Raw genomic sequence first — 26,083 nt, 5'->3', positions numbered from 1 at the left:
GGAGGGTGACTGATGTTCGATGAGCTGCTTGTACTCATCTGCTGATATCCCCATTCCCTACCGCATCGTCGCGCTCCGGCAGGAGCAGAACCGCCTCTTTGCATACCCTCTTGACCGTCTGGTGATATCAATCTGGGCGACCAGGTTCCGGTGTGTTTGTTGCGGTGCGTGCTGTACGCGAGCGGTCAACATGCATATTTTTCTTCTGGATCGCGATGTAGCTGAAGTAAAAAAGATCGATCCTGGGGCCTATGAACCCGCACCGGGCCCGGAGTTCTGCGACCAGAACGGCATGCTGTATGTTTCAGGGTATGCGCTCCGGATGAGAGATGATCAGCACGGATCCTGCTGGTTCCTTGAAGAGGGCAGGTGCCGGATCTACGACCGCAGGTTTTCCGGCTGTCGCGTCTATCCCCACCTGCTCCGTCGCGGTGCAGACCCGAAGGGAAAGATCACATGGCTGAAGTTTGCCCGTAAATACGAACACGGCCAATATGACCCGGCACAGCCCCTTGAAGAGTGCCTCGAGCTCGCCCGCGAGGTCAGGGAATATGAGAACGCGCTTCTCACCCAGCAGATCTCATTCCTTGAAACCATTCACGAATATTTTACCGTGCATAGTCTTCGGCATGATCCAAAGATGCACAAAGACCGTCTGAATGAGTTCCGACAGGGCAGGCCGGTCGAAATAAAAGTGTTTCATGAAGGGGAACTCGAAGAGTGCCGGGTTGCAGGAACGCCGGTATGAACATTGGCGGTATCAGATGATGTGCAGGACATTGTGGAGAATAAACCATATGATGAGAATCAGACAGGCTGTCACGGCTACGACCTGAAGAACCCTAAACGCGTCTATTCCCTCATCTTCATCGATGGGTTCCCCATCAGATTTACTATCCGGTCTCTTCTCTGAACTGCTCCCTTGTTTCATGTCCCGATATAGGGATGAACGCCATATATCTTTTCTGTGTGGGGCGCATCTCTTCAGCATTTGAGTCCATTCGGGAATGGTTCCCAAAACATATTATTTCCCTCCAGATCAACTCATTATTGAATGGATGCAGCCGTAACCGTACTCTTCCTGGGATTACTCATCTTTATCGGCAACATCCTCTCGCGGTTCTTCACACTCACCAAGATTCCCGATGTGCTCTTTCTTATCGCCATCGGGATCATCATCGGCCCGTTCCTGGATCTTGTTGAACCGTCAGCATTTGGCGTTGTCGGCCCGCTATTTACAATGGTCACGCTCGCCATCATCCTGTTTGAAGGCGGCCTGAATATCACGGTCGAGCACCTCAAAAAGGCCATCACCGGGACAACCGCCATCACGGCAGCCAATTTTGTTGCCATCATCGGCATCTGCATCGTGGTAATGCATTTTTTCGCAGGATTCACGATCATGGAGTCCTGCATGCTCGGCGCTATCCTCGGAGGCACAGCCGCAGCCGTGGTCATCCCGTTCACCAATTACCTCAACATCAGGCACGATACAAAGGCAATCCTTGCGCTTGAATCCGCGATTGGCGATGTGCTCTGTATCGTTATCCTGCTCGCTCTTCTCAATATCGTAGAACTGAAGGAGTTCAATGCCGGACTGATTGTCGGCAGCCTCATCTCCTCGTTCCTCATCGCGATCATCATCGGGATCCTTGCCGGCATCTGGTGGTCATCCATCTATCATAAAATCGCCAGTATTAAGAGTATCTTTCTTACACCGGCGTTCGTCTTCATTGTTTTCGGATTCGTCAACCTCCTCGGATTCTCCGGGGCGATTGCCGCACTGGCACTTGGCCTGACGCTTGGGAACCTCCATTATTTCAAAGCCGAAAAGTTCCTTCCGTTCCTTGGTGATGAGGTAACTCAAGTCGAACTCACCCCCATTGAAAAAACTTTTTTCACCCAGCTCGTCTCCCTCTTGAAAACATTCTTCTTCATCTATATCGGGATCTCCATTCACTTCACGAACATGGAGATCATCTATATCGGCGCCATTCTTACAGCCCTGTTCTACCTGGTGCGTATTGTCATCGTCTGGTTCACGATCCCCCGGAGTATCCCGGCATCGGATGCGGCAATTGTGGCGGTCATGGATCCCAAAGGACTTGCGGCAGCAGTCCTTGCCTCAATGCCTCTTGAGGTAGGTATTGCGGCAGGACAGAGCATCCAGGATATCACGTATATCGTGATCTTCTTTACTACCCTGGTCTGTTCGGTGATGGTATTCCTGTTGGAAAGAACTGCGTTTGCCGGGGTGTACCGTAAACTGTTTTGGATGTTCGGGAAAGAGACACCTCCATCCTGATCATCAGGTTTCTGGTTTTTGTTAATTTCAATAATTATCAGATATTCCAGATTCGTTCTCATCGTTCATGATACGAAGAACCAGTAACCCTTCAAATACCGATCGGATTTTTAAAAGTGAGAATAATACAGGGATCTCATGTCATATCCACACAACAGGATCAAATCCGATCGTGTTATATGTTAGCATACCACAAACTATTTGGATAGCATGTTTGGTTTGCCATTTCTTACTGTCGCCCTCGTCGGGGGGGTCTGTCTCGTACTCATTCTTGCACTGTTGATCTGGGGCCTCACGTTCAAGGAGGACCTCTATGTCTGATATCATCACTATCGTTCTTGTTGCCCTGTATTTCCTCCTCCTGGTCGGGATCGGCATCTGGGCTTCGAAGAAGATCCACAACATGGAGGACTATGTCGTTGCCGGCAGGTCTCTCGGGTTCTGGGTCTTCACCCTGCTGATGATAGGCTCGGTCTGCTCGGGCATGTCGCTTCTGGGTGTCTCGGGGCTCGGCTACAAGTTTGCCTGGCCGACCATCTGGGAACAGATCGCGGTCCCGCTCTCCATCGCGTTCTGTATCATCTTCTTCGGTGTCAAGATGTACGCGGTTGCAAAAAAGTCCGGGTACATCACCGTCCAGGACTACCTTGCCCACCGGTTCGAGAGCAACACGACCCTCCGGGCATTGAGCGCACTCTCGGGCATTGTTGTCTCCATGATCTACCTTGCCGGCCAGTACACGGCCGTCAGCATCGTCCTCATGTGGCTCTTCAAGATCCCCCACCTCTGGGCACTTTTGATCGGTGCCGCGATTGTCACAACATATACGGTGATCGGCGGCCTCTATGCGGTCTCGTGGACAACGCTCATCCAGGGCATTGTCCTTATCGCGGGAGTTGTCATCATGGCTCCTATCGTCATCATGGCGGCCGGAGGATTTACGCATGTCAATGAGGTGATGGCATCCATCAACCCATCGAATGTTGACCCGTGGGTTGTCGGGGGTGTCTTCTCGCCCGAATATGTCGTCTCCTTCTTCCTCCTGCTGACCATTGGTCTTGCCTGTGCCCCGCATGTCATCAACAATGTCCTTGCGGTCAAGGATATCCGGTACTTCAAGTGGGCCCCGCTGATCGCTTTTGTCGTGTACGGCATTGTCATGTTCCTCCTGAAATTTTCAGGATTTGCCGGTATGTCCATGGTAAAGGAAGGGATGATCGTCCTGCCTGATGTGAAAAATGCATCTGACTATATCTTTGTCGCGGGTGTCGAGTATGCACTGCCAAACGTTTTCCTGTGGGGCATCCTTGGCGTCATCATCCTCGCAGCCGTGATGTCGACAACCGACCGGCTCATGCTCACCATCGGCACCTACTTCTCGTGGGATATCTACAAGAAGATCTTAAACCCTGATGCACCGGATAACCAGGTCGTCCGCGTCAGCCAGATCTCGGTCTTCGCTGCGGCAGCAATCACGCTCCTGATGGCAATCAGTCCCCCGGACATGCTCGTCTGGCTGATCTGGGCCGGTATCGGGATCATGTTTGCGACCTTCGCTGTCCCGCTGCTCGCCGGGCTTTACTGGCGGGGAGCTACCCGCGAGGGTGCGATCGCCTCCATGGCACTCGGTCTCATCTCCGCCCTGTTCTTCGGGGCCCTGAGCTACTTCAAGATCAATCTCATCGCCATGCCCATGCACTTCTCGTTCTATGCCTTCGTCATCTCGGTCATTGCGATGATTGCCATCAGCATGGTCACGAAGAAGACCTCCGACAAGGTGCTGGACGAGACGATGACCGGCTGGTATATCCGGAAATAATCTCTTTTTTGCAGGGCCGTGGAATCCACTACGGCCGGAACTGAAAGAAACCTTTTTTCCTCATCCCGGGAAAGGAGAATACCTGCATACCCGGTGATTCTTTTGCGATCCTGTCCTGCCTGTGGCACCACGGCAAAACCCGACGATAAATTTTGTGGTCAATGCGGTACAGCCCTTGATCCGGCCCCCGCTGGTGGCACTGACGGACTGTCGCCGCAGCCCGTCCCGGCAGGTTTGGGTGGGAAAGGCCCCTCACGTCGCATTTTAATGGGAGCGGCCCTTGTCGTTCTTGGTCTCATCGTCATTTCCGGAATGTATTTCCTGCTCACCGGATTTGGCACCGGTGGTTCTCCTGCGACTGCATCACCGGTCACGGGAACCGGGAACCCGCTTGGCGATTCGCAGAACGGATCGTATGTAATTGTCGAGAACGAAGAACCGCTGCCGGTTGCCACCACTCCCGTTTCGACCAACGCAGTCCCTTCAACCCTCACCACCAGCCCGACAACCTATCAGACCACAAAGCCCGTTGTCTGCGCAGCAGACCGGATGAAATGTGACAACCGGTGCGTTGATGTCAGGTACAGTTCGAGCCATTGCGGGTACTGCAACAATACCTGTCCCGAAGGCCAGTCCTGCATGAACGGCCACTGCCAGATCGCATGTTCATTAGGGGAGACCAGCTGCATCGACGGCTGTTACGATACCCTCACGGATCCCGACCACTGCGGTTCGTGCCTCAATAACTGTCCCGCCGGCCTGCTCTGCCGGTACGGCCAGTGCACGGCCCCGGCGACACCGATAGCGATTACGGTCTGACGGGAGACCGGCCCCGTATTAACCCTCACGAATATAAATCCTGCACGCCAACGTATGTGCAGTGACGATTACAATTCTTGGTGGCGGACTCTCTGGCCTTACGCTTGCCCGTCTCCTCCACGAGCGGGGAGACGATGTCATCGTTCTTGAAGCGGAACCGGAGTATGGCGGCCTCTGCCGTTCAAGGGCGAAATCCGGGTTTACGTTTGATATCGGCGGTTCCCACATCATCTTTTCACGGGACACTGAAGTCCTCGCGTTCATGCGCCGCATGATCGCGGAGAACGAACAGCGGAACAACCGGAACACCAAGATCTTCTACAATGGCCGGTACGTCAGGTACCCCTTCGAGAACGGGCTGTACGAACTCCCCATGGAAGACCGGTTTGCCTGTATCAACGGTTTTGTCCAGAACCTCATCGAGGTCGAGAGAGATATTGCAAAGAAACCGGAGAACTTCCGGGAGTGGATCTATTTCACGTTCGGCCCGGGCATTGCCGAGTGCTACATGGTGCCCTACAATGAGAAGATCTGGAAGTACCCCACGGAGAAGATGTCGTTCCACTGGGTGGACGGCCGGATCCCCCGCCCCCCGGTCGAGGACATCATAAAATCCGCGATCGGGATCGAGACCGAGGGCTATACCCACCAGGCTGTCTTCTCCTACCCGCTCGACGGCGGGATCGAAGCCCTGGTACGGGCGATCGCACAACCGGTCGAACCATTCATCCGCACCGGATTCCGGGTCACATCGGTAAAGAAAGACGGGGATGCCTGGCTGGTCAGCAACGGCACCGGGACCATCAGGGCCGACCGGGTGATCTGCACGATACCGGTCCAGCACCTGCTGTCCTGCCTTGAGAATGTCCCGCCGGAAGTAAACGAGGCCTGTCGTGCGCTTGTCTACAACTCGCTTGCCTGCATCAACATCGGTATACGGGGGCCCATTCCGCCGATCTCATGGATGTACCTCCCGGATAAAAACCTCGGCAGGACCAACCGGCTCTCGTTCCCGTCCAGTTTCAGCAGTCATGCCGCCCCGGAAGGGTGCAGTTCCATCCTTGCAGAAATCACGTACCAGCCAGGCGACGAGGTCGCCAGCCTTTCTGATGACGATCTCGTACGGGAAGTGACGGGTATGCTTGCAGAGATGCAGATCTGCACCCCGGATTCGATCGTCTTTTCATCCGTTGAACGACAGCCTTTCGCGTACGTGGTCTATGACCTGTCATACCAGAAGAACATCGCCACGATCAGGGACTACTGCGCAAAGGCCGGCATCCCGCTCGTCGGCCGGTTTGCCCAGTTCGAGTACCTGAACATGGACGGGGTCATCCGGTCCGTCTTCAACTTCGTTGCACAGGAACGATCCGCGTAAACCTGGTTTGTGCATCACGCTTATCATCCGACAGACCCAAAAATGAGAGAGGAGTCAAGCATTTCCATGATATCGGTGGTCATCCCGACCTTTAACGAGGAAGAGAATATCGCACAGTGCCTGGTCTCGCTCTGCCACCAGAGCGTCCCGCGAAGTGAATACGAGATCATCGTGGTCGATGGCGGATCGAAGGACGCGACCTGCGAGATTGCGAAAAAATATGCCGACAAGGTCTTTACCCAGACCAGCAAAAAAGTCGGCGGGGCCAGGAACGACGGTGCAATGGTGGCAAAAGGGGAGATCATCGCCACCACGGATGCCGACTGCATCATTCCCTCAACATGGATCAAGCGGATAGCCGAGGACTTCACCAACCCGGATGTAGTCCAGCTCTATGGCCCCGTGTACCCGATCGAAGAGGGGATCGGTAACAAGTTCTCGCTCTTCCTGGCAAACACCTTCTCCCGGATCGGTTACTACAGCCAGACCTTCTATTACACCCTCGGGTGCAATACTGCGTTCCGGAAGGATGCGTTCCTGAAGGCCGGCATGTACCGGTGCATCGATGCCGGCGACGACCTCGAGATTGCGATGAGGATGAAAGACCTCGGTACCGTGAAATTCGACGGGAAACTGAAAGTCGGGTTCTCCATGCGCCGTTACCAGCAGTTTGGCACCATGCAGTCCCTGTACGAATGGGTGTACATTGTCGCGGACGGCGGCGAGAGCGGGAAATATTCCTACACCCGGAAAAAATACAAGTGAGGATCTGGTGGTCTCAAATCATCACGTTTTATGACCGGCACACCGCATGAACACCCGGATACTGAGGCAGTGAAGGTACAGGTACAGGAGTTCAACAACAGCGAGTATGCACGACTGCTGGGCATGGAGATCATCGAAGCCCGTGAAGGGTACTCCCGCGTCACCATGGATTGTACGGGCAAGATGAACCCGGGCGGCGTGGCCCACGGGGGGGCGATATTCTCTGTTGCCGACCAGGCCTTTGGCATTGCCGCAAACTGCTGCGGGACGCACCGCGTGGCGGTCTCGGTCAGCATCCTGTATCTCGTCCCCGCAACGGGCTGGCTCGTTGCCATTGCAGAACGGGTGCAGGACAACGGGGCCTGCGACACGTACCGGGTCATGGTGTACGAGGGCGAGCGGCCCGTTGCCGAGTTCACCGGGGTCGCGTTCCGGGTGTGATTTTTTTAGTTTTTCAGGATCCTGAATAACCTGGATTGATAACTTTTTTCATCCGATCCTCCCATACTCACCTATGGCACGTGAAACGAACGCGGTGATCATGGTGGCCGGGCTGATGGCCCTTGCAGCACGGACCGCACCCAAGGGAAAGGGCACTGACACGATCGAGATTGCAATTATTCCAAAAAAAGACCTTAAGGCCTTTGCCGCCCGGCTGGAGCAGATCGGAACAGAGAAGAATATCGGGTTCTTTATCCGGGATGCAAAGAACATCGCGGCCTCCGATGCGTGTCTCGTCATCGGTTCACGCGGGGATACCACCGCAGGGATCAACTGCGGGGGCTGCGGCTATCCCACCTGTGCCGGCCTTGAGAATGCCCGCCGGAAGAAGAAACTCTCCTTCACCCCGTACGAAGGCCCGAACTGCGTGATCCGGATGGCAGACCTCGGGATTGCTGTCGGTTCCGCGGTCAAGACCGCCCAGATCCACAATGTCGACAACCGGATCATGTATTCCGGCGGGGTTGCCGCCCGCGACATGGGTATCGTGCCAAAAGAGTGCACGGTGGTTTACGCGATCCCGCTCTCGGCCACCGGGAAAAATATCTTCTTTGACCGGCCGAGTTCCCGGTAACCTCTTTTTTTATCCGGCAGGTACAGGTCACAGGAACAGCAGCGGGTTGAGTTCTGCGGCAGGATCCGTGTGTTTCCGGATCCTCCGTATGAGGGCCAGCTCGGTTTTCAGGCCGAGGTCCCTGCAGAACCGCCCTGCCTGTCCGAGTTTGTCGGCCGTGTCGGCATACTTGTCGGGGAACTTCTCGGCCGCATGGTGGTAAAGCAGTGCCTCCGAGATGGCCATCTTGACGATCCCCCAGCGGGAATTGATCTGGCAGTAGATCTCAAACGCATTATCGTATTTTGTGTCGAGGTCGTCTGGAAGGGGCGTGCCTGTTTTCTGGTACGCGACCCGTGCCAGTTCGCATTCCCCGATAAGGGTATGTGCAAATCCCCGGATGTTCCGGATGCGCTGGAACGCAGCCTTTGCCTCGTCATACTTCCGTGACGCCCCGGCTAAATGCTGTGCCTGTTCCGGGCCGGTGGCGGAGAATGCCAATGCCCGCAGGAGTTCTGCCTGTTCGGGCAGGAGCCATGCCATCCCCCGGAACATCTCTCCCTCGCGATAGATCGTTTCAGCCGCTTCATAACATGCCGCAGCATCGGAGAACCTGCCCGCTATGCGGTGGGCGGAGCCGGTCATCCGCAGGATGTCGGCCCGGAGTTCCTGGACGTCCATGTCCGTCCCCTCCGGGTCCGCATCTTTGCACAGGTTCAGGGCAAGGGAGAACCGGCCCATCACTGACGGCAGGTTCGGATCCCCGCTGATCAACTCCACCATGCCGGCACCGAACAGGTTCTTCGCCTTTGCGAACGGGCAGGCCCCGCTGCTCTGGAACCGGTCGAGGAATGAACTCTTTGCACCGGCCAGGTCGTTGAGGTAGAAGAGGATCGAGCCGCGGGAGATCCGGGCACCTTCGAGAATGGCCCCGATATCCAGCCCGCGCTCCCGTGCGAGTTCCACTCCTTTATCGAACGTATCGAGCGCCTCCTCGTGCAGGTCGAGCGTATGGAAGAACTGGGCATACCAGATAAAGAACCGGACCTCGCTCTCCTCTTCGGGAGCCACGACAACGAACCGGAGGAAGTCCCGGGCCAGCTGGCTGTCGATATCGCTCTCCGGGACGCGGTTGTCGTAAATGTCCGAGTAGATGCCTTCAAGGTAATCGCCAATGGCCGCACTGTTGCCCAGGTGTGTTTTGAAAGACTGGTATCCTGCAGCCACCTGATGACCACGTTCCGTGCGCTCCCCGAACGCCGAGATGAAACGCGGATGGGGCAGTGCTGCATCGACACCCCCGCCCTGGCGGGAGATCTCACGGAGAAGGATCGTGAGGTCGAGTAATTCGCTCGTCGCGCCGTCACGACACTTGGTCATGATATAATAATTGAAGAGCCACTGGCGGCGGATGAAGTAATACGGGTTGATCCGTTCGCTGCCGGTACGTGCAATAATGCCATGACTGATGAGTACCTCCAGCCGTTTCCTGAGTGCGGATTCGGAGAGGTCACGCGAATTATTTTTACCCTCACCAATAGTACCTGCATGTGCATTGATCGCAGCAAGGATCTGCCGGAGTCTCAACGGCCCGTCATACAGTGTAGCGAGGGTCTGCCGGCCGGCAATGGTGAGATCCGGTACCTCGCTCACCATGCGTTCAAATGTTGCCTTGTCCGGATACATGGATAATTCTTAATTACCAGTGACAGGTATTAATTCCCGATCAAATGAATCCGTCAGCGATCAGGTGAATCGATATTAATCCGTGAACGCCGGGAACTACCGGGACGTTGGAAAATTCCGGTCATTTTTTTTCCAACTTACCGTAGTATTTATACTAGTCTGGATAATCTGGTGATCAGGCCCCGGGGACATAGTCCCCCGGAGCATATACGGAACGGATACTGACCTGAATGAAACCGGAGGTGGTTATAACCAGTGAGTGCACAGAATAACCATCACGACAATACCAACATGCCAGCGAATCAATCACCAATCTATTCAATGCCCTCCACATCTGCATGCCGCCCCGTAGCGGAAATTCATGGAACCGGGAGAATACAACCGGTTCCCTCTTTTACATAACAAACCTTAAACTCCGATCACTCCAAACAGGAATTGTTACCTATGGCGATCATGAAGATACGCGGCGGCGATCTCGATCTCGTTGAGTATGAGTTCAAAACGTTTGCCCCGGGAAAAAACACGAAGACGCTGGGGCTTGAGAAAAGGAAACATGCCTTGAAGCCGGTCAAAGGCTCCGTCATGGTCAGGGCCCCGGCGCGGATCCACTTAACCGTGTTGGACATGAACCGGTTTGCGCCGGACCACCCGGGCGGCGGGGGCATCGGGTTTGCGATCCAGTGTTACTGCACCGCTGAGGTCCGCTGCACGGCAAAAGGGATCGCGATCGATTACAACCGGGCGCCCATTGTCCGGAACTTTATCGAGGTCTTTAAAAAAGCCACCGGCTACAAGGGCGGCTTCTCCCTGAAGGTGACCGACCACGAGCATCAGCACGTGGGCCTCGGGTCGACGAGCACCGTCATGATCGCGGTCGCCACAGCGCTGAACGAAGCGATCGGATCGCCGCTCACCACCACCCAGCTCCGCCACCTGATCGGCCATAATTATGTCGAGGAGACGGCCAACGGGAAGATCGCGTTCGGGTTCGAGACCGGTGTCGGCCCGGCCGTGAGCATCCACGGGGGCATGGCCCTGATGGGCGACGAGCTCTCACTCGTGTACCACCACCCGTTTGCCGAGGGAAAAAATGTCTACATCCTCATCCCGCCAACCGACATTTCTTCGGCAGGGACACAGGAGTTCGACCTCCTCATGAACAAGGCACGGACCCTTGATTACCGCGACCGCGAGCTCAAGGCCTACATGTTCCTCATGGACCTTGTCCCGGCACTTGAACGTGATGACCTGAAGAAAGCCGGGGACGTCATCTGGGAGATCGAGTTCCGGGGATCGAAGCGTGCGGAAGTGGAACACCATAGTTACGGCATCTACCATTACATGAACCTGCTCCGCGAGAGGAAACTGGAGTTCGTGGGCATGAGTTCGGTAGGCCCATCGATTGCCGTGGTCACTGCGCTCGACCGAACGGCAATGAAAAAACTGCTCAAACCGCTCGGGCTGACGATTGCCATCGCCACCAAAGCCGACAACAAGGGACTGGTCATCAGCCGGTCCGCATAACGTTTCAGGAATTATTTTATTGCCCAAAAGGAGATGCTTGAATAATGTTCTCCCGGTTCTTCTCCCTCCGGTATATCTCCGTCATTGCGGTGATCTCCCTCTTTGCCGGATCGGTGCTGATGTTTTTGTCTGGTGCCATCTTTACCATCAACGCGTATCTCATCTTCTTCTTTGGCCGCAGCGTTGCCATACTGCCTGGCCACTTAAGCGAGGAAACGGCGGCATCGGTTGTCCTCATCCAGGCCGTCGACGCGTTCCTCTTTGCGCTCGTCCTCCTGATCTTCTCCTTTGGAATTTATGCCTTGTTTATCCACAACGGGAAAACCAGCACTACGGACCTCCCCCATTGGCTGCATATTGGGAATATCAGCGAGCTCAAGACCCTCCTTGTCCAGGTGATCATCGTGATCCTCGCGGTGAACCTGCTTGAACACGTGATCGTGGTAGGTTCCGAGGCCCTCAAGTGGGAGACCCTCATCATCCCGGCCTCCATGGTCGGCCTTGCCCTGGCCCTGAAACTGATGCACACGGGAAAGGAAGCGTAGATCTTTTTACAGAATCGATGCGACCGCTGACAGGCAGGTCTCCGGTCCGCCCCAGGCCGGATTAAAAAAAATTATTCGTCCGGTTTTTTCTCTTCTGCCGGTTTCCTGAGACACGCGGAGATGACGCTCGCAATGATGAAGATGATCGTGCCCACCATAAGGACGACGACTCCAATCATGAGGAGGCTCATGTTCTCCTTCACCACGGTAAATGTGCCGAGGTAATACCCCCCGAGTACCAGGCTGAGCGTCCATGCAACGGCCCCGAGCACATTGTAGAAGAGGAAGCGGTGGTACTGCATGGTACCGATTCCCGCCAGGAACGGGGCAAATGTCCGCACCATCGGCACAAACCGTGCAACAAAGATGGTGGCCCCGCCATATTTTTCATAGAACCCGTACGTCCGGTCAATGTATTCCTTCTTCACGAGGTTCGGGAACCGTTCAAGGAACAGGTGGAGCCCGACGCGGTTGCCGATCCAGTAATTGAGGGTATCCCCGAGCACGGCGCCGGCAATGACCACGATGATCAGCCACCATACATCGAGAATTCCGCCAGCTGCTGCTGCACCCCCGACAAAGAGCAGGCTGTCCCCCGGCAGGAACGGGGTGATGACAAGACCGGTCTCGAAGAAGATGATGATGAAGAGGATCACGTAGGTCCAGATCCCGTACTCGGTGACCACAACCGGCAGGTTCTGGTCGATGTTGAGGAGGAGCGGGATGATCGAGTCCAGCATAACTCCCGGAATATGCGCCGCGTCGCTATATTAAGATGGACGGTTACCCGGAACGGTAACGGCGAAACACAAATGCTTAACGGTTGCCCGGATAAACCTGATCATATAAATAACCGAATCCGTGTGTCCCGGCCGGGTCATCCGGAGAGGTTTCCCGTATTTATTTCACGAGGGACTCCTGTCATGTCAGAATACAACCATATGCTTTCCCGCTGCACGCTCCTGTTTATCTGTGCCGTGCTTCTTGCCGTTGCACCGGTACATGCGTTCACCGCGGAGTCGCTTGATATCACCGTCGACAAGGGTGGGGACGCAACTGCCACTTTCCGTTTTGCTCTGGAAGGTTTGATCGAAAATGCGATCCCGCAGTCCATGCTTGAAGAACAGCTGGTAAAAGGGCTCTCCAGCAGTTCCGAGCCCCCCCAGCTCATCTCGATGGACCGGTCGAGCGCCACAATACTCCTGAAAAAATTTTCCCTGGTGAATGATGTCCCCACGGGAACCGAATACGTGACCAGCACCATGGACTTCAAGAAGGCGGAGATCGCCCTGCAGAGTTCTGCGGTGAGCAGCGTGATAACCGCGGATTTCTCCCCCACGATCGTGACAGTGAAGTTCCCGGACAACTATGCCCGGACCTTCAATAACGTGGATTCGCTCCCCTCCATCACCCACACGATTGTTGATCCGGTAAAAGCTGCGGCAGCCAAAGCCGCAGCAGCACAAGCCGGTTCAGTGGTATCCGCCAACGGGGCGATCAAGGTCACTGCATCTCCCGCAGATGCAGAGGTGTGGGTTGACGGTGTCTACGTGGGCAATGCCCCGTCAACCTTTGACGAGATCTCGGCCGGTGCCCATACACTCCGGTTCCAGAAGGACGGGTACGCACCCGTGTCGAAAACAGTTAACGTAAGTGCCGGCAAAACACTGCAGGTTTCGGTAGTGCTTGCGTACTCGGGCCCGACATCAACGCCGGTATCTCCCGGTTTCAGTGCGCTGTTCGCTCTGTTCGCCCTTGCCGGCTGTGCTGTCGTGTGGTCATCCCGCAGGCACTAATATCAGAACCGCCCTCCCTTTTTAATCAGTCCATATTTTTACGGATGGTTCTCCGGACAACAGCCTGGGTATTATTCGCGACCATGCCGTGATGGCGGGGCCTGGTAAAAAAAAGAATTGATCAGGGTTTCCTGCGGATCACGACCAGTGCTACAAGGAAGAGTGCGAGGAGACCGGCTGCGGGAAGCATCGCGGACCTGGGTGTGGGTGCGGGGGTGATCGTGGTCAGTGCAGCCGAAACCGTGCTGACCGCCCCGGCATTCACCGGTGTGGTAACGGAATATTCCTGGTAGCCGTCAAGCCTGAGCGAGACCACATGGTCCCCGGTAGCAACGGAACTGAGTGTCAGCGGGCTGATGCCCATGAACGTGTTGTCCAGGAAGACATTGGCGCCCGGGGGGGTTGACGTGACAGTGAGGCCGCCGGTGCCGGACGGTGTCGTGGCCGGCTGGAGGATGGCACTCACTTCGGTCACCGTGTTAGGTGACACGGATGTGGTCGCAGAATAGGGCTGGTAGCCGGGACGCGTGAGCGTCACGGTGTGGCTGCCGGTTGCGATATTGTTTAGTTTCAGGGAACCGGAGGAGGGGGTCTCGCCCTTGGGACTGCCGTCAAGGGTCACGGATGCCCCGCCGGGACTGGACGAGACATAGATCCAGCCGGTCGTGCTCGCCGGCATCGGGTTCAGCGTGGCGTCAACCGTCCGTGTGCCTCCCGCGGGTACGCTGACGCTGGATTTCCAGTCATAATACCCGGCATGGTCGATCTCGAGGATGTGCGAGCCGGAAGCGAGGTTGTTCAGGGTGATGGGCGTTGACCCCTGGTATGCCGAGTCAAGGTATACGTTCGAGTTCGAAGGGGTTGACAGGACGTAGAGTGCACCGGAGGTTTCGTGCTTCGTGAGCGGGCAGTACACGCTCGTCATGATACCGGATGAGACCCGGGCGGTGGTCGAGTAGGTCTGGTAGCCGGACTTCTCGGCCCGGATCGTATAACTGCCCGGCCAGACATCGGATATGACGAGCGGTGCAAGCCCGCGGTAATCCCCGTTAAAGTAGATCTCCGCGCCTGACGGCTGGGAACTCACGGAGATCGACCCGTAACTCACCGGGGTCGGCGTAACAATCGGGTTCAGCGTTGCATAGACCGTCGTTGTTTCATCTGCAGCAGGCATGGTAACGGCACCGGTATACGAGGTGTATCCCGACTTCTCTACCGTAACAGACTGGTGGGGCGTCCCGGTCGTGTATACCGGGATGGTCAGGGATCCCCCGGCGGTTTCACCCTTGTACTCCCCGTCAAGGTACACGGAGGCACCGTTGACATTGCAGTCAACGCGGATCCATCCCTCGTCCCCGCCAATGCCGGACGCTCCCGGGATGATCGCGAGTACGAGGCACAGGGCGATGCAGGCCACTGCGGTCAATGATCTCATCGTATGTCTCATATGAGGGAAGGTGGGTGCGGATACAATAAAACATTTCGACCGATCAGGGCGCCGCGGATCATTTTCTGAACAACGCGGAGATCTCGGACCGTGCATAGTCCTTTCCCCGGACCCGGAGGGTCCAGTCGTGCCGGCGCAGGGATATCAGATCGAGCCCGGGAAAGAGGCCGGCCACTTCATTATCTGTAAAATAGTGGGTGAGAATCCCGTTTCCCCGTACAAACGTGCCGGGTTCTGCTTCATGCCCGGTACCGTTCCGGAAATCACCGGTTGAAAAATCACAGAACCAGAGCTGCCCCCCGTGCCGGAGGACCCGGCAGAGTTCCCGTGCGATCCGGCAACGGTCCGCAGCCAGGCCGTGCGCCAGGATATGGTTGGCCGCCACTCCGTCAAAGGATCCGTTCTGGAACGGGATCGTCCGGGCATCCGCGACCACGACCTCCGTCCCGGCACCGTCCCGTGCGATCGCCCGGGCCATGAGCGTTGCCCTGGGTGAGAAATCGATCGCGGTCACGCACCAGTCCCGGTGTACCATCGCAGAGAGCGACTTCCCGTTCCCGCACCCGGCTTCCAGCACCCGGGAACCGGCAGGGAACGGGGGCAGCTGATGCGGTGCACCCCCGAAGAGGTTCCCCTTCCGCGAATAATCTGCCTCCCAGTTGTCCCGGGTGTTGTCAGCACTCATCTGTACTCATCCTGGTACAATCATTCGCCGTACTGGTTGTATAAATGTCCCGGAACTCCGGGGTTTCCTGCAACCGGAACCAACCGGTCGCCCGGCCCGTATTGTTGTGAAACCGGTCAGTGTTTCGGGAAATACTCCGGTTTGCCCGGGATGTAGACCGCTGCACTGTACTCCTCGATGAAGTCGGCGTCCACCAGCAGGTCGATGTACACCATCTTCTTTGCAACATCGGCCGCCTCCTGCCGTTTCTTCCGTGAGATGAGGGTGGCGCAGGCACCGGCAAGGGAGCCGTTCCCGATCTGGTGGAACTCTGCCCGGTAAAAGTCCGGGATGATGCCGAACGCGATGATCTTCCTGATATCCGCATAGGCCCCGAACGCACCGGCGAGGTAGACATGGCTGATGTCCTCCACACCCACGCGGTATTTTTTCATGAGCACGCCGATGGACCCGCAGGTGGCGGCCTTCGAGTCCATGAGGTAGGCCATGTCATCGCGGGTGATGAGGATCTCCTGCCCGGTAGCACTCCTCTCCTTTGGGACAAGGACGAATTCAAGTCCTCCGGTACCTTGGCGGACACCGGGCTTTCCTTCAACAATCTTACCGGTGAAATCGAGGATCCCGGCAGCCACCATCTCCGCTGCGGCATCGATGATGCCCGACCCGCAGATCCCGCGTGGCTTCCCGTTTCCGATCGTGGTCACCGTCACCTCCCCGCTGGCAGGGTCGATGTTCACGTGATCGATCGCGCCTTTCATTCCCCTCATGCCCGACGAGATGCCGGCGCCCTCGAATGCCGGGCCGGATGCGCACGAGACCGAGGCAAGCCACTCGGCGTTGCCAAGGATCACTTCCCCATTCGTGCCAAGGTCGATGACCAGCGAGAGTTCGCGGGAGGCATTCACACCAGCAGTAACAACGTCACCGACCGCATCGCCCCCGACAAACCTGCTCACGTTCGGGAGGCAGAAGACCCGGGTCTCCGGGTGTACCGCAATACCGAGTGCGCCGGCTTTGACAACCTCCGGGATACGGGAGATCTCCGTGTTGACGATCTCGAGGCACGAGGGGTCGTGGGCAAGGAGGAGAAACGCCATCACGGTATTGCCGGCAATACAGATATCGGTGATCTCCTGTTCCTTTACTCCGGCTGCACGAGCAAGCTGCCCGATCACCACATTGATGCTCTCCACCGCGGCAGCCTGGAGTTTTTCCTTTCCCCCGGGCTTCTTTGCAACGGCAATGCGGGTCAGCAGTTCCTCGCCATGCGTGATCTGCCGGTTCAGGTCGGATGCCTCGGCACAGATCGTGCCGGCATTCAGGTCAGCGAGGACGCCCACTACCGTAGTGGTGCCGAGGTCGAGCGCAACACCGTAATTCCGTGCGGTGGCGTCGCCCGCTTCGATCAGCATCACCTCGGGATATCCTCCCGTGCGGGTGATGGTGACGGTCAGGGTTTCCGTTGCTGCCATCAGCTGGTGGAGCTGTTCCCGGGTCATGTGGGGGCGGGTCTCCCGGTATCCCTCCAGTTTCAGGGACCGGTGGCCGGCAGCATGGGTATGGAGGTGTCCCGGGACGAGCAGGTGCCGGGTAACCGACGGGTCGGGCTGCGTCTCCGTTTCGTGGTGGTTTAAGAGGATCTTCGGGGAGTCGATGCGGCTTTCGACCGGTATGGAGAACTCGCAGGGCCCGAGGATATGCGTCTGGCAGCTGCGGCAGTACTTCTTTGAGATCTCATCCCCGGTCAGCCCCTTGGTTGCGGCGGGCGTCCCGGCATCGCAGTCGCCGAGAACATGGATCACTTTGCACTTGTTGCACTCGCCTTTCCCGCCGCAGATGCTCTCGACCTGGACCCCCGCGGCCCGGATCGCGGCAAGGACCGTAGTCCCGGGTACGACAGGTACTTCCTTTTCCATGGGGTGAAAGATCACCCTGAACGTACCTGTCATCGTGTCATCCCGGTATTCACCGGAATACCCCATGCGGGCATTCCAGCACTATGAATATGGAGAAAAGGTGGCAGCCGGAACTATTTAAATCAGGTTTCCGGCGGCCAGCGTTCCCGGAGGAACTGGGGAATGCCCGAGGAGTCCTTAGGCCCGACAAGGATCCTCCAGCCGGTCGCCTCCTCGGTCTCGCCGCTCAGCCGGGCGGCAAGGCCCGGGATGACGAGCGTCGTGTGGGTGACAAGGCCGGCAGCGTTGTTGGACTTGAGGGCTGCGGCGATCCCCTCGGCCGTGAAGTTCCGCCCGGCAACGGCGCTCTCGACACTCAGGCCGCCCGTATCGACAACGATCAGATAACAGTCGAGGTTTGCCACCTTGATGTCGGACTCCACGGTAAAGTAGGTCAGGGCATAGTTGGTGGTCATGAGGACCGGGGATTTGGCATCCGGCCTCCCGAATGTCCTGACCCCAGCCTCGACCGTAACGGGCTTCCGGGGATCGGTGTAGATGTTGAACCGCCAGATCAGCTGGGGCAGGAGCACCCAGCCGTCAAGGCTGTGCATGATGAGGAGGTCCGCGTACCGCGAGATGAGCATCGAGGCGGTGATCGCCTCGCGCCACGTGAGCACGTCTTCGGAGAGTTCCGTGCCGGTCCAGACCGTGAGCGGGACCCCGAGCAGGGGGAAGCCGAACAACTCATCGAACTGCTTGCAGGCAGAAGCCCGTATGGCCGTGAAATTGGCGATCGTGTCGGGGAATCCTTCATCCGCAAACGTGCCCGGGTCGAGCACAAGGTCCTGGACGCCGCAGGCAAGGAGCGTCTTTACAAGCGAGCGGAGCAGGGCGAGATCGTTCGGGGCAAAGATCGCGAGTGGGGCCTTGTGGCTGAGCGCGAGGTCGGCCATCGCCATCCAGTTGGTCTCGGTTGCCGCGTAGATGAGCGGGCGGCGTTCCTTTGCCTCGGCAAGGCCCGCAGCCATCACCTCCGGGTCGAGCGCACAGAGGATAAGGGGATGATGGCTTGCCCCGGTGATGGTCCGGACCGCATTCCCGAATTTCGTGGGATCTCCTGAGACAGAGCGGACGGCGATTGCGTTCAGCGTGAGCGTCCTGCCGATGTAATTGTACGCGAACTGTTCGATCTGCCGGACCCGTTCGAGCAGCTCGGCTTCTGGCATGAGGTCGTGGACATCGATGGCAATGGGCGTCGGGTTGTGGTACGTGAAATCGTGCCGCTGCAACACGTATTTCCCGCCGATGTTTATCGCACGCTCCCCGGTGCCGATGGTGACGGTGCGCACGGGGGGTGCAAGGAGGCGTTCGAGTTTCTCGCGGGATGCCCGGTACTCATCGGTGTGGAGCGGGGGACAGTCTACGAGCAGCAGTTCGCCGTTCACGAGCCGGGTGGCAAAGGCCATGCAGTTCGCCTCGCCGCACTCCGCGCAGTTGGTCCTGGGCAGGAGCTTGTACACGTCGATCGGGCTGATCTCCTTGATGCTCTTCCGTTTCTTTCCCGTTTCGGGCTGGCCGTCGGGGCTCATATGCGTACCCCCACCCAGTCGGCGATCTGGTCGGCATGGGGCGCACCGGTCTTTCCGAGCCGGGGGATGATCTCCCGGAGGGTCAGCACCGCTGCGGGGTGCATCATTAAGAAGAGGTCGACTCCCGCAAGGAGCAGCGTCAGTGCATTGATCGTCTCCCAGATCGGTCCACGGAGTTCCCGTGTCCCGTATTCGGGGGCCATCTTCATCCAGGCCTCCCGGGCAGCCCACGCGTTCGTGGCGGCCGAGATGGTCGGGTGGGCGAGCTCTGAATCTCCCATCAGGGCGGCGTACCGTGCCCGCTCGTGGATGGTGAAGGAGTACTCAAGGCCGTACCCGAGCGCGACGGTGGTGAGGTCCATCACGATCTGCTCGGGAGGGATGTACTCGTACAGCCGGCGGTTGAGTTCCTTGGCATTGTTCAGGTCAAGGCCGGTAAAGGCGAGCAGGACGTGCCCGTGGTCCCGGGCCGCGGTTGCCACGCGTTCGAGGGTTTTAGACTCCGCCATATCGAGGGTGACCGAGTTGATCAGGAGCCGTTCGCCTTCCGCCATCTGCGCAACGGCCGTGAAGACCTCGGCGTCTTTCTTCGGGTCGCCGCAGCCACCGATGATCACGGGGACGTCAACGGCCTGGAGGATCTCCTCGACCGTCTTTACCGCAGCAGCCGGCGTGGCATCGCGGAAGAGCGGGTCCGTGCTCATCAGGTGGATGGTGACCACGTCCGCGCCGAACTTGTTCACGTTCATCCGCGCCCATTCGGCCGGGTCGTTCATCACCTCGGCCACGTTCTCCTTTAAGACCTTGGGCAGGCCAACGGGCATATCGAAGACATCGAGCGAGATGACCGGCGGGTGGCGGGGCGGGTGCCCGAAATCAAAGTATGCTGGCGTGGTTGCACCGCCGATGGTGAGGGATTTTGACCTGCTCCCTCCCTCGGCCCTTGTCGCGCCCAGCCGGACCTCGCGGATCTTTCCGGGGAATGCTGCATTCGGGGGGAAGTAGGACTCGCGGATCAGGCTCGTTGGTTTTACCCGTGCGGGCGCGGGAGACGCTGCCGGGTGCGGGGCTGCGTGCCCGGTACCGGACGTGGGGATAAAAAGTTCCAGGTCGCCGATCTCCATGGAGAACTGTTCGAGCTCGATCTGGTGGACGCCCTTAAGCAGTTCGCGGAGCTGCGGTGCGAGGGCAAAGAGCTGCTCGGCATCGAGCGAGGGTCCGTTATCAGGGTTTTTGCGTGCCATGGTGCTCACCTCCCGGCCTGATCGGCTGGATGATCACTTTCTCGGCCGTGATCCGTGCGTTCTTGAGGATGATCCGGAACCCCCCGGAGGTGAGGGGGATGTCCCCGCCGGAGAAGACCTGCACGTGCCGGCCATCGCCGGCCAGTGCGTCCTGCCCGGCCTCAGGCCCGGTCTCCCAGCGCTTCATGACCGGGTGGTCATGTGCGGAGAGGAACGCCTTCAGTTCCGGGATCGATTTCACGTCCTTCTCCGTGGCAATCGCACCGTACACGGACTCCGGGATGTACTGTTTCAGGCGCTCCTTTGTCTCCTGCGGCATCCAGACAACACGGTTGTAACCGCCATCGGCGTCCATGAACTTCTTCGACCGCATGTACTCGATGGAGATGCCGTGGAACCCGTCGATCTGCCGGCCACCGGCCGTGGAGTCGGCCATCGTTGAGAAGGGGAGGCCGTTGACCGTGACATCCCGGAACCCGCGGAGGACGATGCCGAACCCTTCGACTTCCGGTATGTAAAAGGCAATGCCTTCGAAACACCCGCAGGACGTGTGGGGGTACCCGAACGCGGAATAGAGATATACCCGGCTCACCTCGCCCATCGAGCGCTTCTTCGCGCTCTCGTTCACCCCGGTATATTCGCCTTTCTCTGCATCGATGCAGGTCCCTTTCTCGATCGCATAGATCGGCCCCTTGGGGTCGATCCCGGCCGCGGCCCTGCCGTCAAACCAGCTGATCGCCCCGCAGTTCGCGTATCGCTGGGGGGTGATGACACAGACGTGCGTGGGGGCAAACGACTGGCACAATGCACAGCCGTAGAACGTGTCCACCTCCTCGTCGGAAAGCCCCCGTGCCCGGGCATCGCGTGCCTCGTACGTTGTGAGTGCTTCTGCATAGAGGGGCCTGATCGTGTCCGGGTCGGTGATGAACGTGATCTGGACCTTTTCGATAATGGGGAGCTCGTTTTTGAAGAGCTCGTGCATCACTTCCCCGATGAACCGGAACGAGGTGAGCCCTTTCTTGTAGGACTTCTTCGAGAGCCGGATCCAGATGTCGTACCGCTGGTTGAGGTGCATGAAGCCCTCAATAAAATTGGAGTACTCGTGGATCCGCCGTTCGACAACCCCTTCGAGGTCCGGCTCCACCTTTGCGCCGGCAATCTCGACAACGATGCCGATCGGGTAACTCTTACCTTCTTCCATCGCGCTGATGTCGGGGCCGGTAATGCGGATCGCACCGTCCTCGATCTGGTCGGCCGGCCTGACCCTGACAATCTCGAACTTTTCTGCGATGTGCGGGCCGCCCAGTTCCACCTGCATGTCGTTCTTGCGGACCCGCTCCCCTTCATGGACAAGGCCTACTTCAACCGGGATCTTCTCAAACATGGTGTGCTCCGTTAGTCCTCGAGATTCTCGACAATGCCCTTGAGGTTTGCCGCCCAGTCCTTGATCGTGCTGTTCGGGAACGACCAGCTCGCGTTGGGGTGGTACACGCAGTCGAAGGTCATGGTCTTGACACCGGGGGCAAAGTGCTTGAGCCCGGAGAGGATCGTCCATTGCATGGAATACGGGAGGCCGACAAAGATCGCAAGGTCGTACGACTCTTTTCCGTCAAGCCCCTTCCATTCCGGATCGGTCAGCCGGCTGCTGATCTCGACCGCCGACATGATGGCGGCGGGTTCGAATCCGCGGGAGAGGAACTCCTTGTTCGTGCTCGCGGAGACAACGACCGGTATCTTCGCTTTCCGGGAAAGGGCGATGAGGCAGTCGATGAGGGGCTTGCCCTCGACTTCGTACTCGATGATGCCGTGGCCGACGATCATGATCGGGCGTTTTGCCCGGCTGATCAGGGCGTCTGCGATGTCAGGCTTAATGATGAGGGAGGCTTTCTTGGGCCCGGGGATCTCGGCGGTCTGCCAGGAATCGGTCATCGGCATGGTCTAGTCACCCCTCTTCTGGTGGACCATGCGGGGCAGGAGCGTCGGGTCGGGGATCGGCGACTCCTTCCAGTCATGCCCGGACAGGTGGAGCAGGCACTCGTCCTTCATGGTCAGGGGGATGTCCGCATGGGTCCGGACAAGCCGGTACACGTCCTGCGGGATGCCGCCAACGAGCCGCTTGTGGAGGTCGATGTAGTTTGCGAGCTTGTTTGCCCGGCCCCTGCTCGTGTCGTTCGGGCGCATGGTCAGTTTTGCCACCATGACCATCGCCTCTTCCTTGGTCTCCGCGGCAAAGAAGAGGTGTTCGGGCACGGGACCTCCGTACACTTTCTCCCCGGTCCGGGCATCGTACACGAACCAGTCGGCATCCTTGTCGGCACGCCCGAGCAGCATGCGGCGGTATTTCGTACCATGAGGGCCGACAACAACGGGAATGCCAAGGCGCCAGAACCCGGCTGCGATCGATGCAGCCTTCTGCGACATGGCGCCCCATGCAACGCCGACTGCGCCGACCCGGTTGTACACGTAATCGGCGATCTCCTCGTAATTGCCCCGTAAGGGGCGCTTTGCAAAGATGCTCGCGATCTTGATCGCCGCGCCGGCAATGTGGGAGTTCGCCACGCAGGAGCCCACGTTCACGATCCCGCCGGCCTCGAATGCGCCGGAATACCGTTCGTACGCGGTCTTGCCCTCTTCGTCACGGTACATGCCGGCCGACATCGCAGAGCACCCGGAGGTGCAGACAATGTACCTCCGCCGTGCGAACTCCATGCACATCTCGGCAACTTCCCGCGAGCCTTTCGGGTAATTGGCGCAGCCGACAAACGCGACAATGCCCGGGATCTCGCCGAGCACAATGGGACCGCCGACCTTGCGGATCTCGAGGTCCTGGATGGCGCCCCGCCCGCTCCGCAGGCAGTAGGTCTCCTCCCTTGTCTTCTTGTCCGCGGCGGCAACGATGAGACTGTGTATAGGGATTTTCTGCTTGCAGGCAGATTCGCACCTGCCGCAGCCAAGGCAGTCATCGTAGAGCTCGTCGAGACCCGAGAGGTTTCCGGATGCCGCGAGCCTGATTGCCTGGGCAATCGGGAGGTCATTGGGGCAGGCACGCCGGCAGAGCATGCACTGGGTGCATTTTTTCGCCCACTCGCCAAGCTGGTGCTTTGTCGGGAGGACGCTGTGCTTCTTCCGCTTCGGGGCGACAGCCATTGCTGTTGCGACCGCGACCTCCCCGACTTTCTCCGGATCGAGAATAAGGGCGCCGGTGACCTTTCCGCTGACAAACCCTGCAACGATCGCGTCGACCGTCTCGTCCGTCATGTCGGGCAGGCCGAGGCAGTTCTTCTCACTTGTCGCGATGAGGGGCGCATGGATCCGGGCTGCTTCGGTCAGCGTATCGGTCCGGACGCACTGTTCATCGATGACGATGACATCGGGCACCCCGCTCCGGATATAGCGGAGCTGCCATGAGATCGGGCCGACAATCTTCGCCCGCGGCGAATACCGGGTGACATCGAGCGCCGTGCAGCAGATGCCGGTTACTTCGACCTCGGGGAAGAGGCCGGTCTCTTTTAAGTGATCGATGATCGCGGTTGCCGGGGGGACGTTGTGGCCGATGACGAGGATGACCGGTTTTTTGGTATCCACGGTGCCAAGACCGAGGTCGCAGAGGGGAGCTTCCGGGTCTGCCTTGGGAAAGCCGAGCGCCGAGACCTGCGCAATGTCGGCGACCTCCATTCCCACGTGGTCGATCATGCCGGCATGGAAGACCTTGGACTCAAAGTCAAGGTGGTTCCCTTCCTGGCCGGTATGGGTGACCGCGAGGAGCTGGGTCAGCTGGTTCTCGCAGTAGTCCAGCACGGGTTCGAGGTCCCCGAGCGTCTCGGGTTTGACCCCGCAGACCAGCCGGGTGATCGGCGCCTCGACTTCGACACTGGTCCCGCCGACATTGATCGGGCAGTCACGCCCGGAGGTTGCGATCACGTGGTTGAGGAGGTCCCGCGAGTGGCTGATGTGGGTGGCAGCCCCGATACACGCAGCGATAAGGACGGTGCGTGACTGCTGGGCGGGCATCGAGATCCCGCAGGCACCTTTCTTGGTGCCGGTCAGGTCGCATTTCCCGTACGTGCAGAGGCAGCAGAGGTCGCAGAACGGCATGTAGAACGGCTTGTACCGGCTCAGAAGCCGCTGGTCCCAGGAGCGGAGGGTCGTGAGCGAAGGGTACGGCGTGGGCCCCATCGGCTCTTCCCACCGCTCTCGGGTGATGGAGCCGATCGTGATGTTGAGGTCCCGGAACTGTGCAAGATCGGAATTGATCTCCTTTATCGTGAAATTGACACTTTTCCGGCTCACCGCAACCCCCCCTAAAGGTTCAACTATAGTTTGAGGGATGGGTAAAATAAGGTTATGGAGTTACTCCGGCTCAAGGACCTTTTCGAGAATTGTGGCAACGGATCAAACCGTGTACCCTCATTTACGTCTGGCCGTCCGGGTAGCCTGCATAAGGTTTTGTGTCGTGGCCCAACACTTGCGAGAGACGAGAGGGTGAAAACGCAAGCGGATACAATCATTTATTGATGCCTGGGAAAAATAAAGGATCAGGAGACTCTCATGCGAATCTACCTGGATGTCTGCTGCCTCTGCAGGCCATTCGATGATCAAACCTCAAACCGGATCAGGATGGAAACCGAAGCAGTGATCGCGATTCTCAAACGATGCACCGATGACTGGATCCTTGTAGGAAGCGAGACGATCGAATTTGAAATTGCCAGGATTTCCGATGAGGAGAGACGCAGACATGTTGGTAGCCTCATGCAATTTGCACGCGAACAGGTGAATCTCGATCAGGGTCTCATTACCCGGGCACGATCATTCCACGAACAAGGGATGGATACCTTCGATTCCCTGCACCTCGCATGTGCCGAACACGCCGGGGCAGCATTCCTGACGACCGATGATTCTCTCATCAAAGTTATTAAGAGGCACGAGGATAAGATTACTGTTGAAACCAAAAATCCCGTACAGTGGTTCATGGAGGTGACAGCCAATGGAAGTAAAGACGCTTAACGAGATCCGTATTCAGGGGTTTGAAGTGCTGGTGAAAAACCTCGGTCCTGCAGATGCAATCCGGTTCATCCAGAGTTATACCCATGGAAGCGGGGATTATACCAAAGAGCGCAAGACCTGGCTCGAAAAGGACTTTGATACGGTTGTTGCCGGGATCATGGAACACCGGAAGACGAAATCCCGGCTCTAATTTTTTTTATTCACTTAATCAACCATTTGTTGAATCGTGAGTCCTGTTCTTGCCGGGCCGATGAGGCCGGTCCCCGCGTGGCGGTGCATCCGTTGGGCCGGTGCTGGTGGGGAAGCCCCGGGCTGGCCGGGGGGTATGAACGCGGCTCGGCAGAAGAAATCCCATGAATGGGTCCATCCCACGCGATCGTTAAGGTGAGACAAAAGAAAAAGGTGATTACTGAATAGAAGCCACCCGAGAATACTCAGAGATACATTTCACTAGATCATCATAAAGGTCGTGCTGACGGTGATTGTATCTGAACTCCAATTCTTTCAGGTAGAACGGGAATTTCT

At 57.9% G+C, this 26,083-nt stretch carries 24 protein-coding genes and 1 pseudogene; 14 read left to right on the top strand and 11 right to left on the bottom strand.

Translation table 11 applies throughout. From position 1 onward, the window contains the following. The first annotated feature begins 19 nt into the window (after positions 1 to 19). A complete protein-coding gene (locus tag M0R30_RS10300; protein WP_292546532.1) occupies positions 20 to 748 on the top strand; it encodes a YkgJ family cysteine cluster protein in 729 nt (242 codons plus the stop codon). Between the two features lie 12 nt (positions 749 to 760). On the opposite strand, the gene M0R30_RS10295 is transcribed toward M0R30_RS10300, so the two are convergent. Further along, positions 761 to 931 (bottom strand): hypothetical protein, encoded by a 171-nt coding sequence (locus M0R30_RS10295; protein WP_292546530.1) that lies wholly within the window; start codon positions 929 to 931, stop codon positions 761 to 763. A gap of 123 nt (positions 932 to 1,054) precedes the next feature. Between M0R30_RS10295 and M0R30_RS10290 the strand changes: the two genes are divergently transcribed. The 8 genes and pseudogenes from M0R30_RS10290 (at position 1,055) to M0R30_RS10260 (ending at position 8,161) form a co-directional block, all read left to right on the top strand. After that, the gene (locus tag M0R30_RS10290; protein ID WP_292546528.1) at positions 1,055 to 2,305 is read left to right on the top strand and encodes a cation:proton antiporter; all 1,251 of its coding nucleotides are present in this window, start codon (positions 1,055 to 1,057) and stop codon (positions 2,303 to 2,305) included. Positions 2,306 to 2,618: 313 nt separating this feature from the next. Further along, the gene (locus M0R30_RS10285) at positions 2,619 to 4,124 is read left to right on the top strand and encodes a sodium/solute symporter (RefSeq protein ID WP_292546526.1); all 1,506 of its coding nucleotides are present in this window, start codon (positions 2,619 to 2,621) and stop codon (positions 4,122 to 4,124) included. A gap of 18 nt (positions 4,125 to 4,142) precedes the next feature. Then, positions 4,143 to 4,295: pseudogene (locus M0R30_RS14780) on the top strand (zinc ribbon domain-containing protein); the annotation flags it as partial. Between the two features lie 96 nt (positions 4,296 to 4,391). Next, the gene (locus M0R30_RS10280) at positions 4,392 to 4,943 is read left to right on the top strand and encodes a hypothetical protein (protein WP_292546524.1); all 552 of its coding nucleotides are present in this window, start codon (positions 4,392 to 4,394) and stop codon (positions 4,941 to 4,943) included. A gap of 61 nt (positions 4,944 to 5,004) precedes the next feature. Beyond that, positions 5,005 to 6,321 (top strand): FAD-dependent oxidoreductase, encoded by a 1,317-nt coding sequence (locus tag M0R30_RS10275; protein WP_292546522.1) that lies wholly within the window; start codon positions 5,005 to 5,007, stop codon positions 6,319 to 6,321. 66 nt (positions 6,322 to 6,387) lie between these two features. After that, positions 6,388 to 7,086: a glycosyltransferase gene (locus M0R30_RS10270; RefSeq protein ID WP_292546521.1), complete on the top strand. Its 699-nt coding sequence runs from the start codon at positions 6,388 to 6,390 to the stop codon at positions 7,084 to 7,086. 30 nt (positions 7,087 to 7,116) lie between these two features. After that, entirely contained in the window at positions 7,117 to 7,527 is a 411-nt protein-coding gene (locus M0R30_RS10265) for a PaaI family thioesterase (protein WP_292546519.1), read from the top strand. 73 nt (positions 7,528 to 7,600) lie between these two features. Beyond that, positions 7,601 to 8,161: a DUF2148 domain-containing protein gene (locus tag M0R30_RS10260; RefSeq protein ID WP_292546517.1), complete on the top strand. Its 561-nt coding sequence runs from the start codon at positions 7,601 to 7,603 to the stop codon at positions 8,159 to 8,161. 27 nt (positions 8,162 to 8,188) lie between these two features. On the opposite strand, the gene M0R30_RS10255 is transcribed toward M0R30_RS10260, so the two are convergent. Continuing rightward, positions 8,189 to 9,826 carry a hypothetical protein gene (locus M0R30_RS10255; protein ID WP_292546515.1) on the bottom strand — a complete coding sequence of 546 codons (1,638 nt, stop codon included), beginning with the start codon at positions 9,824 to 9,826 and terminating at the stop codon, positions 8,189 to 8,191. A gap of 444 nt (positions 9,827 to 10,270) precedes the next feature. Here M0R30_RS10255 and M0R30_RS10250 point away from each other — a divergent pair, with 444 nt between their 5' ends. Continuing rightward, a complete protein-coding gene (locus tag M0R30_RS10250; protein ID WP_292546513.1) occupies positions 10,271 to 11,350 on the top strand; it encodes a GHMP kinase in 1,080 nt (359 codons plus the stop codon). A 44-nt stretch (positions 11,351 to 11,394) separates the two neighbouring features. Then, positions 11,395 to 11,895, top strand: coding sequence for a YqhA family protein (locus tag M0R30_RS10245; RefSeq protein ID WP_292546511.1), 501 nt, complete (start codon positions 11,395 to 11,397; stop codon positions 11,893 to 11,895). Positions 11,896 to 11,966: 71 nt separating this feature from the next. Here the strand turns inward: M0R30_RS10245 and M0R30_RS10240 are convergent, their stop codons facing one another. Beyond that, positions 11,967 to 12,635 carry a VTT domain-containing protein gene (locus M0R30_RS10240; protein ID WP_292546509.1) on the bottom strand — a complete coding sequence of 223 codons (669 nt, stop codon included), beginning with the start codon at positions 12,633 to 12,635 and terminating at the stop codon, positions 11,967 to 11,969. Between the two features lie 183 nt (positions 12,636 to 12,818). Between M0R30_RS10240 and M0R30_RS10235 the strand changes: the two genes are divergently transcribed. After that, positions 12,819 to 13,691: a PEGA domain-containing protein gene (locus M0R30_RS10235; protein ID WP_292546507.1), complete on the top strand. Its 873-nt coding sequence runs from the start codon at positions 12,819 to 12,821 to the stop codon at positions 13,689 to 13,691. A 121-nt stretch (positions 13,692 to 13,812) separates the two neighbouring features. Here the strand turns inward: M0R30_RS10235 and M0R30_RS10230 are convergent, their stop codons facing one another. From M0R30_RS10230 to cdhA, 8 genes are all read right to left on the bottom strand, one after another. Beyond that, entirely contained in the window at positions 13,813 to 15,138 is a 1,326-nt protein-coding gene (locus M0R30_RS10230; protein ID WP_292546505.1) for a PEGA domain-containing protein, read from the bottom strand. A 58-nt stretch (positions 15,139 to 15,196) separates the two neighbouring features. After that, positions 15,197 to 15,823: a class I SAM-dependent methyltransferase gene (locus tag M0R30_RS10225; RefSeq protein ID WP_292546503.1), complete on the bottom strand. Its 627-nt coding sequence runs from the start codon at positions 15,821 to 15,823 to the stop codon at positions 15,197 to 15,199. A gap of 116 nt (positions 15,824 to 15,939) precedes the next feature. Then, a complete protein-coding gene (locus tag M0R30_RS10220; RefSeq protein ID WP_292546501.1) occupies positions 15,940 to 17,805 on the bottom strand; it encodes an ASKHA domain-containing protein in 1,866 nt (621 codons plus the stop codon). A gap of 56 nt (positions 17,806 to 17,861) precedes the next feature. Then, positions 17,862 to 19,310, bottom strand: coding sequence for an acetyl-CoA decarbonylase/synthase complex subunit gamma (gene acsC / locus M0R30_RS10215; RefSeq protein ID WP_292546500.1), 1,449 nt, complete (start codon positions 19,308 to 19,310; stop codon positions 17,862 to 17,864). Then, positions 19,307 to 20,554, bottom strand: coding sequence for a CO dehydrogenase/acetyl-CoA synthase subunit delta (cdhD, locus tag M0R30_RS10210; RefSeq protein ID WP_292546498.1), 1,248 nt, complete (start codon positions 20,552 to 20,554; stop codon positions 19,307 to 19,309). The genes acsC and cdhD overlap by 4 nt, the downstream gene beginning before the upstream one ends. After that, positions 20,535 to 21,938, bottom strand: coding sequence for a CO dehydrogenase/CO-methylating acetyl-CoA synthase complex subunit beta (cdhC, locus tag M0R30_RS10205; protein ID WP_292546496.1), 1,404 nt, complete (start codon positions 21,936 to 21,938; stop codon positions 20,535 to 20,537). Before cdhC ends, cdhD begins: the two co-directional genes overlap by 20 nt. Positions 21,939 to 21,949: 11 nt before the next feature. After that, on the bottom strand, positions 21,950 to 22,489 hold the full coding sequence (gene cdhB, locus M0R30_RS10200; protein ID WP_292546494.1) for a CO dehydrogenase/acetyl-CoA synthase complex subunit epsilon: 540 nt from the start codon (positions 22,487 to 22,489) through the stop codon (positions 21,950 to 21,952). 3 nt (positions 22,490 to 22,492) lie between these two features. Continuing rightward, positions 22,493 to 24,844 carry a CO dehydrogenase/acetyl-CoA synthase complex subunit alpha gene (cdhA, locus tag M0R30_RS10195; protein ID WP_292546492.1) on the bottom strand — a complete coding sequence of 784 codons (2,352 nt, stop codon included), beginning with the start codon at positions 24,842 to 24,844 and terminating at the stop codon, positions 22,493 to 22,495. A 258-nt stretch (positions 24,845 to 25,102) separates the two neighbouring features. On the opposite strand from cdhA, the gene M0R30_RS10190 reads away from it, so the two are divergent. Further along, positions 25,103 to 25,558: a PIN domain-containing protein gene (locus M0R30_RS10190; RefSeq protein ID WP_292546490.1), complete on the top strand. Its 456-nt coding sequence runs from the start codon at positions 25,103 to 25,105 to the stop codon at positions 25,556 to 25,558. Continuing rightward, the gene (locus M0R30_RS10185) at positions 25,539 to 25,748 is read left to right on the top strand and encodes a hypothetical protein (protein ID WP_292546487.1); all 210 of its coding nucleotides are present in this window, start codon (positions 25,539 to 25,541) and stop codon (positions 25,746 to 25,748) included. Before M0R30_RS10190 ends, M0R30_RS10185 begins: the two co-directional genes overlap by 20 nt. Positions 25,749 to 26,083 lie beyond the last annotated feature (335 nt).

The organism is Methanoregula sp. (genome assembly GCF_023227875.1).
GTDB lineage: Archaea > Halobacteriota > Methanomicrobia > Methanomicrobiales > Methanospirillaceae > Methanoregula.
This window is presented reverse-complemented; position numbering and strand designations above follow the sequence as displayed.

Excerpts from the sequence above, each read along its gene's own strand:
- M0R30_RS10300 (WP_292546532.1), top strand. The coding sequence starts at position 20 with ATGAGCTGCTTGTACTCATCTGCTGATATCCCCATTCCCTACCGCATC.
- M0R30_RS10295 (WP_292546530.1), bottom strand. The coding sequence starts at position 931 with ATGAAACAAGGGAGCAGTTCAGAGAAGAGACCGGATAGTAAATCTGAT.
- M0R30_RS10290 (WP_292546528.1), top strand. The coding sequence starts at position 1,055 with ATGGATGCAGCCGTAACCGTACTCTTCCTGGGATTACTCATCTTTATC.
- M0R30_RS10285 (WP_292546526.1), top strand. The coding sequence starts at position 2,619 with ATGTCTGATATCATCACTATCGTTCTTGTTGCCCTGTATTTCCTCCTC.
- M0R30_RS10280 (WP_292546524.1), top strand. The coding sequence starts at position 4,392 with ATGGGAGCGGCCCTTGTCGTTCTTGGTCTCATCGTCATTTCCGGAATG.
- M0R30_RS10270 (WP_292546521.1), top strand. The coding sequence starts at position 6,388 with ATGATATCGGTGGTCATCCCGACCTTTAACGAGGAAGAGAATATCGCA.
- M0R30_RS10265 (WP_292546519.1), top strand. The coding sequence starts at position 7,117 with ATGACCGGCACACCGCATGAACACCCGGATACTGAGGCAGTGAAGGTA.
- M0R30_RS10260 (WP_292546517.1), top strand. The coding sequence starts at position 7,601 with ATGGCACGTGAAACGAACGCGGTGATCATGGTGGCCGGGCTGATGGCC.
- M0R30_RS10255 (WP_292546515.1), bottom strand. The coding sequence starts at position 9,826 with ATGTATCCGGACAAGGCAACATTTGAACGCATGGTGAGCGAGGTACCG.
- M0R30_RS10250 (WP_292546513.1), top strand. The coding sequence starts at position 10,271 with ATGGCGATCATGAAGATACGCGGCGGCGATCTCGATCTCGTTGAGTAT.
- M0R30_RS10245 (WP_292546511.1), top strand. The coding sequence starts at position 11,395 with ATGTTCTCCCGGTTCTTCTCCCTCCGGTATATCTCCGTCATTGCGGTG.
- M0R30_RS10240 (WP_292546509.1), bottom strand. The coding sequence starts at position 12,635 with ATGCTGGACTCGATCATCCCGCTCCTCCTCAACATCGACCAGAACCTG.
- M0R30_RS10235 (WP_292546507.1), top strand. The coding sequence starts at position 12,819 with ATGTCAGAATACAACCATATGCTTTCCCGCTGCACGCTCCTGTTTATC.
- M0R30_RS10230 (WP_292546505.1), bottom strand. The coding sequence starts at position 15,138 with ATGAGACATACGATGAGATCATTGACCGCAGTGGCCTGCATCGCCCTG.
- M0R30_RS10225 (WP_292546503.1), bottom strand. The coding sequence starts at position 15,823 with ATGAGTGCTGACAACACCCGGGACAACTGGGAGGCAGATTATTCGCGG.
- M0R30_RS10220 (WP_292546501.1), bottom strand. The coding sequence starts at position 17,805 with ATGGGGTATTCCGGTGAATACCGGGATGACACGATGACAGGTACGTTC.
- acsC (WP_292546500.1), bottom strand. The coding sequence starts at position 19,310 with ATGAGCCCCGACGGCCAGCCCGAAACGGGAAAGAAACGGAAGAGCATC.
- cdhD (WP_292546498.1), bottom strand. The coding sequence starts at position 20,554 with ATGGCACGCAAAAACCCTGATAACGGACCCTCGCTCGATGCCGAGCAG.
- cdhC (WP_292546496.1), bottom strand. The coding sequence starts at position 21,938 with ATGTTTGAGAAGATCCCGGTTGAAGTAGGCCTTGTCCATGAAGGGGAG.
- cdhB (WP_292546494.1), bottom strand. The coding sequence starts at position 22,489 with ATGCCGATGACCGATTCCTGGCAGACCGCCGAGATCCCCGGGCCCAAG.
- M0R30_RS10190 (WP_292546490.1), top strand. The coding sequence starts at position 25,103 with ATGCGAATCTACCTGGATGTCTGCTGCCTCTGCAGGCCATTCGATGAT.
- M0R30_RS10185 (WP_292546487.1), top strand. The coding sequence starts at position 25,539 with ATGGAAGTAAAGACGCTTAACGAGATCCGTATTCAGGGGTTTGAAGTG.